The organism is Pseudomonas sp. NPDC089407 (assembly GCF_044900445.1).
Lineage (GTDB): Bacteria > Pseudomonadota > Gammaproteobacteria > Pseudomonadales > Pseudomonadaceae > Aquipseudomonas.
Window position 1 is genome coordinate 29,145 of sequence record NZ_JBJDNB010000020.1, and the last position, 11,607, is coordinate 40,751.

Consider the following 11,607-nt stretch of genomic DNA (forward strand, 5'->3'; position numbering starts at 1 on the left):
TCCTAACTGGCACTTGGCGCTGCCGCACGGGCAGCCTGGCGGCGGTGGAACAGGCGCTCCAGGGCCAAGTATATGACCGGGGTGGTGAACAGCGTCAGCGCCTGGCTTACCAGCAGGCCGCCGACCACGGCGATGCCCAGTGGCTGGCGCAGTTCGGCGCCGGTGCCAAAGCCGAACATCAGCGGCACCGCGCCGAGCAGGGCGGCGAGGGTGGTCATGATGATCGGCCGGAAGCGCGTCAGGCACGCCTGGTGAATCGCCTGCTCGGGCGTCAGGCCGTGATGGCGCTGGGCTTCGAGGGCAAAGTCGATCAGCAGGATGCCGTTTTTCTTGACGATGCCGATCAGCAGCACCACGCCAATCAACCCCATGATGCTGAAGTCCTGGCCCATGGCCCACAGCAAGATCAGCGCACCGAGGCCGGCCGAGGGCAGGGTGGAGATGATCGTCAGCGGGTGCACGAAGCTCTCGTACAGCACGCCAAGAATGATGTACACCGCCACCAGCGCCGCCAGAATCAGCCACGGCTGGCTCGACAGTGAACTCTGGAAGGCCTGCGCCGCACCCTGAAAGTTGCCGCTGATCGAGTCGGGCATGCCCAGTTCGCGCTGGGTGCGGTCCAGGATGCTCACTGCTTCACCCAAGGCCACGCCGGGCGCCAGGTTGAACGACAGGTTGGCGGCCGGGAACAGGCCGTCGTGGCTGATCGACAGCGGCCCGGTGCTGGGCGGCGCCACGTGGGCCACCGCCGACAGCGGCACCATTTCGCTGGTCAGCGGCGAGCGCAGGTAGAAGTAGTTCAGGCTTTCGGCCTTGCCACGCTGGCGCGCGTCCAGTTCGAGAATCACCTTGTACTGGTTGGTGTCGGTCTGGAACTCGCTGATCTGCCGCTGGCCGAAGGCGTCGTACAGCGCCTGGTCGACGTCGGTGGTGGTCAGGCCGAAACGTGCCGCGGCCTGGCGGTCGATGTCGATGCGGGTAACGCTGGCGCCCAGTTGCAGGTCGTTGGACAGGTCGCGCAAGGCCGGGTTTTCCCGCAGACGCTCGGTCAGGCGCTGGGTCCACAGGTTCAGCGCCTCGCCGTCGTTGCTCTTGAGCACGTACTGGTACTGGGTGCGCGAAGGCCCGGAACTGAGGTTGATGTCCTGGCCGGCGCGCATGTACAGGACGATGCCCGGCACCTGGGCCAGCTTGGGCCGCAGCCGGTCGATCAGTTCGCTGGCCGACACATCACGCTCGCCACGCGGCTTGAGGGCGATCCAGAAGCGGCCGTTGGCGATGGTCTGGTTGCTGCCGGTCACGCCCACCGAGTGCGAGAACGCGCGCACCGCCGGGTCGGCTTCGATAATTTTTGCCAGCGCCTGATGCTTCTCGATCATCGATGGGTACGACACATCCGCCGCCGCCTCGCTGGTGCCGAGGATGAAGCCGGTGTCCTGCAGCGGGAAGAAACCCTTGGGGATGGCCACGTATCCGGCCACCGCCAGCGCCAGGGTCACGCCGAACACACCGAGGGTCAGGCGCTGGTGGGCGAGGGCGTGGTTCAGGCCCTTTTCGTACCACTTGACCAGCCGCTCGCCAAAGCCGCCCTTGTGCTCGCCCGGCGGGCGGCGCATGAACAGCGCGCACAGGGTGGGCGCCAGGGTCAGCGAAACCACCACCGAAATCAGGATGGTCGAGGTGGCAGTCAGGGCGAATTCCTTGAACAGCCGGCCAACCACGCCGCCCATGAACAGCAGCGGAATGAATGCGGCAATCAGCGAGAAGCTGATCGACACCACGGTAAAGCCGATTTCCCCGGCGCCCTTGAGCGCCGCCGTGCGGCTGTCGTCACCGGCCTCCAGGTGGCGGTGAATGTTCTCCACCACCACGATGGCATCGTCCACCACAAAGCCCACGGAAATGACGATGGCCACCAGGGTCAGGTTGTTCAGGCTGAAACCGAGGATGTACATCAGTGCGCAGCTGGCGATCAGCGATACGCCGAGCACGCTGGACACCACCAGGGTCGCCGACCACTGGCGCAGGAACAGTGCCATGACCCCGATCACGAGGGCCACGGCGATCATCAGGGTCAGCTCCACTTCATGCAGCGAGGCGCGAATGGTTTGCGTGCGGTCCTGCAGCACCGACACTTCGATCGAGGCCGGCAGCATCTCCTGCAGCTTGGGCAGGGCGGCCATGACCCGGTCCACGGTGTCGACGATGTTGGCGCCCGGCTGGCGGAAGATCACCAGGTTCAGCCCCGGCTGGTCACCGGACCAGGCCTTGACGTAGGCGTTTTCCGCTCCGTTGATGACCTTGGCCACGTCCTTCAGGTGCACGGGGGCGCCGTCGCGGTACGAAACGATCAACTGGGCGTAGTCCTCGGGGTGGAACAATTGGTCGTTGGCGGCGATGGTCGACACGCTGTGCTCACCGTACAGCGCGCCCTTGGCCAGGTTCAGGCTGGTCTGCTGGATGGCCTGGCGCAGGTCGGCCAGGGTCAGGCCGATGGCGGCGAGCTTCTCGGGTTGCGCCTGCACGCGGATCGCCGGGCGCAGTTGCCCGGTGATGTTGATCAGGCCGACCCCTTCGATCTGGCTCAGCTGCCGGGCCAGCAGGGTTTCGGCGTAATCGCTCAGGTCGTTGCCGGGCATCTGGTCGGAGCTGACGGTCATCACCAGTACCGGGCTGTCGGCCGGGTTGACCTTGCGCCAGGTCGGCGGGTTGGGCAGGTCCTGCGGCAGGCGTGCGGTGGCGGTGTTGATCGCCGCCTGCACTTCCTGGGCGGCGGTGTCGATGTTCTTGTCGAGCGTGAACTGCAAAATCAGGGTAGTCGAGCCCAGGGCGCTGCTGCTGGTCATCTGGGTCATGCCGGGGATGGCGCTGAACTGCACCTCCAGTGGCGTGGCCACTGACGAGGCCATGGTTTCCGGGCTGGCACCGGGCAGTTGGGCGGTCACCTGAATGGTCGGGAAGTCTGCCTCGGGCAACGGCGCCACTGGCAGGCGCGGGAAGGCGATGGCGCCCAGCAGCACCAGGGCGAAGGTCAGCAGGAAGGTGGCGATGGGGTGGTCGATGCACCAGGCCGAAACACCGTTGCGCGTGTTCATGGCTGGCTCCGGCGGTCGGCCATTTCCGATGGCGCAGGGGCGTCAGGGGTGACTTCGACCCGCGCCCCCGGCTTGAGCCGCGATTGGCCATCCAGCACCAGGCGCTCGCCCGGTTTGACCCCGGCAATGATGTTCAGGCCGCTGTCCTGGTACAGCACCTTGATCGGCACACTGGTGACCTTGTCGCCGTCCAGGCGGTAGACGAAGTGCCCGTCGACGCCGCGTTGCACCACCGGCGGCGGCACCACCAGGGCGTTTTCTTCCACGGCCGTGCGCAGGCGAATGGTGACCAGCTGGCCCGGCCACAGGCGGCCGTCCTTGTTGTCGAATTCGGCTTTGACGCGCACGGTGCCGGTGGTGGCGGAAATCTGGTTGTCGATCAGTGCCAGGTGGCCTTCGCCTAGCAGGCTGCGTTCCCCGTCGGCATCCATGTAGGCCTGCACCAGCGCCGGGGTCGGCGCCTGCAGCAGGCTCTGCAGGGTAGGCAGCATTTGTTGCGGCAGGGCGAATTCGACTGCAATCGGGTCGATCTGGGTGACGCTGAACAGGCCGCGGGTATCGCTGGTGCGCACCAGGTTGCCGGGGTCGACGTTGCGGATGCCTACCCGGCCAGTCACCGGCGAGCGGATCTGCGTGTACGACAGCTGCACCTGGGCATTGTCGATGGCGGCCTGGTTGCCCTTGACCGTGGCCTGCAGGCGGTTCACCAGTGCCTGTTGCTGGTCGAGGGTCTGTTTCGACACGCCGTTGTCGGTGCTCAGCAGGCGGTAGCGCTGCAGGTCGACGTTGGCGACCTGGATCTGCGCCTGGCTCTGGCCCAGCTCCGCCCGGGCCTGGTCGAGGCTGGCGCGGATGGCGCGGTCGTCGAGGGTAGCCAGCAAGTCGCCCTCCTTTACCCACTGGCCTTCTTTGACCAGCACCTGGGTCAGCACGCCTTCCACTTGTGGGCGTATCTCGACGCTGTGCAGCGACAGCACCGAGCCGATGGCACTGGCGAAGCGCGGCACGTCCTGCTGGGCGACGCTGACCACCCGCACCGGCACCGCCGTTTGTGCACGGGTAGTTGGCGCAGGCTGGCGCTGGGCGAACCAGATACCCACTACCGCCAGGACGATGAGCGCCAGGGCGGCGAGGAGAACGGAACGGGACGGACGTCGCATCGGTGCGGGCACCTTGGCCAGGGGAAGAGAGAAGGGTGGTCAGTATTCAATCTTATAGCCCCCGAACCGGGTCGGCAGCGTGACCGCTGGCTGACAGCCGTGTCAGTTTCGCTGGCCCTGTCGCCGGCTAGCCAGCTTCCACAGGAACTCTACAGGCCAGGGCATTGTGGGATCCCTGTGGGAGCTGTGTCAGTTTCGCTGGCCCTATCGCCGGCAAGCCAGCTCCCACAGGAACTCTACAGGCCAGGGCATTGTGGGGTCCCTGTGGGAGCTGGCTTGCCGGCGATAGGGCCAGTACTGCCTACCTAGAAACCGATAAAGGCGTAATACAGCGGGGCCTCGCTGGTCGTGCGCAAACCATGCCCCAGCAAGCTCGCCACCAGCGCCTGATCCTCCACATGCAAGGTCCACTGCGCGTTATCATCCCTAAGCACCTGCGCCAGCGCCGCTGCAAACGCATCCATGTCCGGCAGGTAGGCCGTAAACCCGTTGCCCTTGAGCGCACTGGTGGTCATGCCCAGCGCCTGGCACACCGCCACTTTGGCGGCAATGTCATCGCGGTCGGCCTGGCGCGAGGCCTGCACCAGCGCCTCCAGCCCAGCATCCACCAGTTGCGTGCCGTGAATCAGCGCTGGCCCCTGTTGCCAGGCTTCCGGCGGGCAGTCCTTGCTCTCGGGCCGCAGCGGAATATGCGGGTTGATTTCCACCGGGTAGATGCGGCAAACCAACGGTCGCTGTTCGTAGATGGTGCACAGGTCGTTGTCGTCTAGGTTGCGGCAACGCCCGGGGTTGAACGCAGCAAAGGTCACCGACACCCGCGCCTCAGCTTCGCCGCACTGCACCGGGTGCGAGCGGCGCAGCACATGTTCACGCTGCTCCAGCGGCATGCCCGGGCCATCGGTGACGAACGCTTCGATCAGCACGATCACCTGGCCGGCGTCAGCCGCCCAGCGCCGGGCTTCGTCGAGGGTCAGCGGCACATGGTGACCGGTGCAGCACTTGCCGCAGCCGGTACAGCCAAAACGCAGGTTGTCGGTCACTTGGCCTCCGGGCTCCATTCGCTGACAAAGGCACGCTGGTGCTGGCGGTCGTACAGGCATAGCTCGGTGCCGGTGCGCTGCTGCATGTGTTTTTGCGGATAGACACCTTCGACCAGCAGGGCGCTCATGCCCACCTGGTCATCGAACTCGGCGGGTTTGCCGCGGGCGTGGGCGTCCTTGAATTGGCTGGCGGCCAGGCAAGCCTTGAGCATCTGCTGGCGCTGCTCGTTCCAGGCCTGGCTGCTGGAAGCCTGGGCGACACTGCTGAAGAGGGCGCAGCTGATCAGGATGGAGCTGAGAAACTTCATACGCGATTCCGGCAAGTTGCTTGCGTGGGGCGCGAATTATGCCCGACTCACCCCCGACGGCAAGCCGGGGACTATGTCACCGGATATATCAGTGCTCGGCAAACACCACGGTACGCGCCGCCACCACCAGACAATCGGTCAGTTCCGGCGAGGAGAACTTGGTAAGGATGGCATTGGCCCCGGCCTGGGTTGCCTTCTCACTGCTCATGGCACTGTCCAGCGAGGTGTGCAGCAGCACGTACAGGTGCTGGAAGTCGGGGCTTTCACGCAGGGTGCGGGTGAAGGCATAGCCGTCCATCTCGCTCATTTCAATGTCGGAGACGATGATGTTGATCTCCTGCGCGGTGCCTTGCAGCTCCAGCAGTACGTTGATCGCATCCCTGGCACTGCGTGCGGTGTGGCATTCGATGCCGAGGTTACGCAGGGTATGCACCGACTGCTGCAGCGCTACGTTGCTGTCGTCCACCACCAGGATGTTGCTGGCGGCCAGCAGGCTGGCGTCTTCATCGCTCAGGCCACTGTGATGCGTTTCGGCTGCGGGCGGGGCAATCCCGTGAATGACTTTTTCGATGTCCAGCACCTGCACGAGGGTGTTGTCGACGCGGGTTACGCCGGTGATGAACGAGCGGGTGCCCGAGGCGTAGGGCGGCGGTTTGATGTCGGTGCTCAGGCAGTGCACGATGCGGCTGACCGCCTGCACATGCAGGCCTTGGCGTGAACGGCTGATCTCGGTGACGATCAGGCAGCCGCCTTGCGGGTCTTCCAGCGGCCGCTCGCCGATCGCCCGGGACAGGTCGATGACCGACAGCGAATGGCCGCGCAGGGTGGCCACGCCTTTCACATGCGGGTGCGACTCGGGCAGCTTGGTCAGTGGCGGGCAGGGGATGATCTCGCTGACCTTGAGCAGGTTGATTGCCATCAGCTTGCCGCTGCGCAGGGTGAACAGCAGCAGCGACAGCGAGTCCGCGCGGGCTTTTTGCGTGGCCATGGTGACCTTCGGTGGGGAACAGGGGATAACCGGTTATCGGCCTGTTCGGGCTGGGCTTTAGGTCTGTATTGCCTGTTCTGGCCCAATCGCCGGCAAGCCAGCTCCCACAGGTACCGCGCAGCTTTCAAGCCCTTCGCTGTACCTGTGGGAGCTGGCTTGCCGGCGATTGGGCCGCAAAGCGGCCCCGGCCAGTTACCTTTCGCGCAGGGCCTCCTTGGCCCGGTTCAGCGGTTTTATCAAGTAATCGAGGATGGTCTTCTCGCCAGTACGGATATCCACCGTGGCAATCATCCCCGGCACAATCGCAAAATGCTTGCCGGCTTTGTTCTGCAAGCTGTCCTGCTCGGTGCGGATGAACACCCGGTAGTAGTAGATTTCCGGTTTCACCTCATCCTGCAGGGTATCCGGCGAGATCCCCACCACCTTGCCCTCCAGCCCGCCATACACCGAGTAGTCATAGGCACTGATCTTGACCTTGGCCGCCTGGTCCGGGTGGATGAAGGCAATGTCGCGCGGGGCGATGCGGGTTTCGATCAGCAAGCGCTCATCCATCGGCACGATCTTCATCACCTGGCCGCCGGGCTGCACCACGCCACCCAGGGTGTTGACCTCGATATCCTTGACGATGCCACGGACTGGCGAGCGCAGGGTCAGGCGGGTGAGCGAGTCGCTGCGCCCGCGGATCACTTCCGACAGGCTGTCGGCCTCGGCGCTGGCCTTGGCCAGTTCTTCGCGGGCCCGCACCAGGTAGTCGGAGCGAGCCTCGTTGGCTTTCAGTTCCAGCTCCGAGCGCTGGCGGTTCAGGCGGATCACCTCAACCCGGCTGGAGGCGCCCATCTTCGCCAGGTTTTCGGTGATCTTCAGTTCGCTGCGCACCAGCTGCAGCGAGTCCTGGATCCCCGCCAGGGTCTGTTCCAGGCCGCGGCGGCGGGTCTGGTACAGGGCGGTTTCTGCATCGATCAGGTCGGGTGAGTCGCGCAGGCTTTCGGGGAACGTCAGCGGCTTGCCAGTCACCTCGGCCTGCAGGCGCGCCTGGCTGGCCTTGGCGGCGCGGTACTTGGCTTCGCTTTCGCCAACGCTGGAAGCGGTCTTGGTCGGGTCGAGCTGGGCCAGCACCTGGCCGCGCTCCACCAGGTCGCCTTCGGCCACGCTCATCTGCGCGACGATGCCGCCTTCGAACGACTGGATCACCTGCTCGCGTGAGCTGGGGATGACCTTGCCGGTGCCGGTGGACACCTCGGTCACTTCGAACCACGCCGCCCAGGCCAGGAACGCCGCCAGCATCAGCGCGCAAATGGTGATGATGCGGCCGGCGCGGAATACCGCCTGGTCGTCCTGCCCGTCCAGGTAAGAGGCCGGGAGTTCATGGTTGCTCATGCCTGCGCTCCTTGCAGTTTGGCCATTGCGGCATCACGCGTGTCGTCGATGACGATGCGCCCGCCATCGAGCACCACGATGCGGTCAACCCGTTGCAGCACGCTAAGGCGGTGGGTGGCGATCACCAGGGTGCGGCCCTGGCAGAAGCGCTCCAGGTTATCCAGCAGCTTTCGCTCGGTCAGGTCGTCCAGCGATGCGGTCGGCTCGTCCAGCAGCAGTACTTGCGGCTGACGCACCAGCAGGCGCGACAGCACCAAGGCCTGGCGCTGGCCGCCGGACAGGCCCAGGCCGCCTTCGAGGATCAGATGGTCCATGCCCTTGGGCAGGCGGCGGACGAAGTCCAGCGCGCCAGTGGCGGCCAGCGCGGCCACCAGCTCCTGGTCGCTGGCCTGGCCGGCGCCGAGGGTGAGGTTTTCCCGCAGGGTGCCGTGGAACAGCCGCGCATACTGTGGCAACAAGCCCACATCGCGGCGCAAGTCGGCAGGGTCGAGGTGGGCCATGGCGATGCCGTCCAGGCTGACCTCGCCCTGCACCAGGTCCATGGCCCCGCCCAGCGCTTGCAGCAGGGTCGATTTGCCGGCGCCGTTGCGGCCGAGCACGGCAATGCGCTCGCCCGGCTGAATGTCCAGCTGGCCGATGTTCAGCACCGGCGGGGACTCTTCGCTGTAGCGGAAGTTGGCCTGGCGCAGGCGGTACTCGCCGCGAATCGCCGGCAGGTGCACGCGGGCTTCGCCTTCGGGGTGGTCGACCGGCGACTGCATCAGCTTGTCCAGCCCTTGCAAGGCGACCTTGGCTTGCTGCCAGCGGGTCAGCACGTGGGTCAGCTGGGCCAGCGGCGCCATCATCCGCGACGACAGCATGGAGGCCGCCACCAGGCTACCGGTGGTGAGGTCGCCGGCGATCACCATGGGCGCGCCGATCACGATGACCACGGCAAACACCGCGCCCTGCACGTTCTGTGTCCAGGTCACCAGGCCGTTGGTGAGGGTGCGCAGGCGCAGGTTGGTGTGTGCACAGGCGGCGTTGTACTGGTTCCACTGGCGTTCGAAGCGCGCTTCGGCCTGCAGCGCCTTGATCTCGTCCAGGCCCTGGATGCTTTCCACCAGCATGGCGTTGCGCAGCGCCGATTCGCGCATCGAGGCATTGGCCAGCCGCGCCAGGCGCCGTTGTGCCAGCAACCCGGGCAGCACCATGGCCAGCAGCGCCACCAGCGGGATGAACACCAGCACGCCGCCGATCAGCCAGAACACGAACAGGAACAGCAGGAAGAACGGCAAGTCGGCCAGGGCCGTGGCGGTACTGGAAGTGATCAAGTCGCGAATCGACTCCAGTTCGCGCAGCTGCGAAATGAACGAGCCAGTGGATTTGGGCCGCACCGAGTTGCGCAGGCGCAGGGCATGGCCGTAGACCAAATCACTCACCCGCAGGTCGGCGCGCTTGCCGAGCAGGTCGGTCACCTTCAGCCGCAGCAGGCGCATGCTGAAGTCGAACACCAGCGCCAGCACCACGCCGCCAAACAGCACGTACAAGGTGGGCAATGATTCGGCCGGGATCACCCGGTCGTACACCTGCATCGAGAACAGCACCCCGGCCAGCGCCAGCACGTTGGCCACCAGTGAGGCGACCATCACCTGCCCGTAGGGGCGCAGGTCGCGCAGCACGATGCGGGCGAACCAGTGGCGGTCGTAAGGCGCGGTGTAGTCGTCGGTGCGCACATCGCGCAGCGGCCGCGCCGGGCGCAGCAGGGCAACGCGGTTGATGCGGCCCTTGAGCGTGTCACGGGGCAGGCGCGAGGTCAGGCCCTGGTCACCGGCAAACACCACCGCCAGGTCATCTTCCTCGGTGACCGACTCGACCACGGCCAGTTGTCCATCGTCCAGCTCCAGCACCAGCGGCGTGCGCCATTGCCGCAGGCCTTTGGCATCGAAGCGCACGAAGCGCAGGGCCAGGCCGGCCTGGCGGGCCATGTGCCTGAGGATTTCATCCAGCGGGCGGGCATCCTCGACGGCAGCCAGGCGAATACGCTGGGGCGACACGTCCAGGCGGTAGTGGTGCGCCACCTGCAGCATGACCTCCAGCCACGGCCCCAGGTCTGGCCGATGGACCTCTTCGGGGGCTGCGGCAGGTGGCTGGTTGGGCAGGGTTACATTGATCGAATCGCTCATGGCTGGATCTCCACACCTTGCAGGTTGCGCCCGTCAAGGCCAAAGGCCGTGCGCAGGGCGCCGGTGTTGTACAGGCAGTCGACATCCAGGCGCAGCAGGTCGGAGCGGGTGCCGGCAAGTTCGAAACGTGACTGGTAGATTTCCTGCTCGGCGTTGAGCAGGTCGAGCAAGGGTCGAGTGCCGAGGTCCAGGTATTGGCGGCCATACAGCATGCGCGCTTCCTGGATGCTGACCTGGCGCGCTTCCAGCGAGCTCAGCCGGCGCCCCAGCCCGGAGGTTTGCGCCATGGCCTCGGCCAGGCCGCGACGGGCTTGCAGGCGGGCGGCATCTTCGGCGGAGTCGGCGGCGGTCAGGGCATGGCTGGCGGCGCGGCTGCGAGCGCTGATGGCGCCGCCCTGGTAGATCGGCACCTCGACGTTCAGGTAGATACCCGCCTGGGTGCGGTCCATGCGTGAGTTGTCGCGGTTGTAGTCGTTGTCCAGGTAGTGGTTGACCTGGGGTTGCAACGACACGGTCGGGTAGGCCTCGGCCTTGGCCTGGGCCAGTTCGGCCTGGCCCTGGGCGCGCTGGGCCAAGGCCATCAGCACGGCGGGCAGGCGGTCATCGCCTTGCGAGGGCCGCTTGCAGGCCTGGTTCAACGCCGGGGGTGACTCTTCGGCCAGTGCCGGTGGGGTGACGCGGCCCATCAGCGCCGCCAGGGTCGAGCGCCAGCGCTCGTACTGCGACTGGTATTCCTCCAGCGTGGCGCGGGCGCTTTCCACCCGGGACTCGGCCTGTACCACATCGGAGCGGGTGCTGGCGCCCATGTCACTGCGCTGGCGCGCCATGCCGGCAATGTCGCCGACCCCGCGGATCTGGTCGTGGGCAATGGTCATCAGTTGTTCGTAGCGGCGGGTCTCGATCCAGGCGTAGGCGGTGTCACGGGCCAGGTCATCCACTACCAGCAGGATGTTGGCCTGGGCGCGGGCGGCGGCGGCCTGGGCCGCGCTGACGGCGCTGTCGACCTTGCCGAAGTCGTAGAGCATTTGCTTGAGCGACAGGTTGAGGGCCTGACTGTTGCGGTCGCCGCCATAGCCGGTGTCATAACCGGTACGGATTCCGCCGGAAATCTGCGGGTAGTACCCCGCGCGGGCGACGTTGATACCTTCGCCCTGCTTATACAGGTTGCCGATGGCTTCGGCGATGCTGGGGTGCCATTGTGCGGCCTGCAGCACCGCGTCGGTCAGCCCCAGGCGTTCGCCGCTGGCGACCGGGGCCATGCCAATGGCCGGGCGCGCAGGCACCGCGTCGGGCGCATCGCGTAACAGCGATGGCCCGATCTGGCGCAGTTGGGGGTCTATATCATCGGCTGCCTGGGCAACCGGGTGGACGTTGAGGGCCAGGAGCCCGAAGGCTCCCAGCAACAGCGGTGACAGCGGACTGCTTCGCTTCACATAGTTCCCTTACTGCTGGTCGTCCATGCCGCCGGGCGTTT

The 11,607-nt window shown here is 66.1% G+C and carries 8 protein-coding genes; all 8 read right to left on the reverse strand.

Annotated features, from left to right (window positions below):
• Positions 1-2 precede the first annotated feature (2 nt).
• Positions 3-3,095 (reverse strand): multidrug efflux RND transporter permease subunit, encoded by a 3,093-nt coding sequence (locus ACI2KG_RS16610; protein ID WP_404662597.1) that lies wholly within the window; start codon positions 3,093-3,095, stop codon positions 3-5.
• Positions 3,092-4,255 carry an efflux RND transporter periplasmic adaptor subunit gene (locus ACI2KG_RS16615; RefSeq protein WP_404662598.1) on the reverse strand — a complete coding sequence of 388 codons (1,164 nt, stop codon included), beginning with the start codon at positions 4,253-4,255 and terminating at the stop codon, positions 3,092-3,094. Before ACI2KG_RS16615 ends, ACI2KG_RS16610 begins: the two co-directional genes overlap by 4 nt.
• Positions 4,256-4,560: 305 nt before the next feature.
• Positions 4,561-5,295, reverse strand: a complete 735-nt coding sequence (locus ACI2KG_RS16620) for a YkgJ family cysteine cluster protein (protein ID WP_404662599.1) — start codon at positions 5,293-5,295, stop codon at positions 4,561-4,563.
• Positions 5,292-5,603, reverse strand: coding sequence for a hypothetical protein (locus ACI2KG_RS16625; protein ID WP_400615103.1), 312 nt, complete (start codon positions 5,601-5,603; stop codon positions 5,292-5,294). Before ACI2KG_RS16625 ends, ACI2KG_RS16620 begins: the two co-directional genes overlap by 4 nt.
• An 88-nt stretch (positions 5,604-5,691) precedes the next feature.
• The gene (locus tag ACI2KG_RS16630; RefSeq protein WP_404662600.1) at positions 5,692-6,591 is read right to left on the reverse strand and encodes a chemotaxis protein; all 900 of its coding nucleotides are present in this window, start codon (positions 6,589-6,591) and stop codon (positions 5,692-5,694) included.
• Between the two features lie 192 nt (positions 6,592-6,783).
• Positions 6,784-7,968 (reverse strand): HlyD family type I secretion periplasmic adaptor subunit, encoded by a 1,185-nt coding sequence (locus tag ACI2KG_RS16635; protein WP_404662601.1) that lies wholly within the window; start codon positions 7,966-7,968, stop codon positions 6,784-6,786.
• The gene (locus tag ACI2KG_RS16640) at positions 7,965-10,133 is read right to left on the reverse strand and encodes a type I secretion system permease/ATPase (protein WP_404662602.1); all 2,169 of its coding nucleotides are present in this window, start codon (positions 10,131-10,133) and stop codon (positions 7,965-7,967) included. Before ACI2KG_RS16640 ends, ACI2KG_RS16635 begins: the two co-directional genes overlap by 4 nt.
• Positions 10,130-11,566: a TolC family outer membrane protein gene (locus ACI2KG_RS16645; protein WP_404662603.1), complete on the reverse strand. Its 1,437-nt coding sequence runs from the start codon at positions 11,564-11,566 to the stop codon at positions 10,130-10,132. Before ACI2KG_RS16645 ends, ACI2KG_RS16640 begins: the two co-directional genes overlap by 4 nt.
• Positions 11,567-11,607 lie beyond the last annotated feature (41 nt).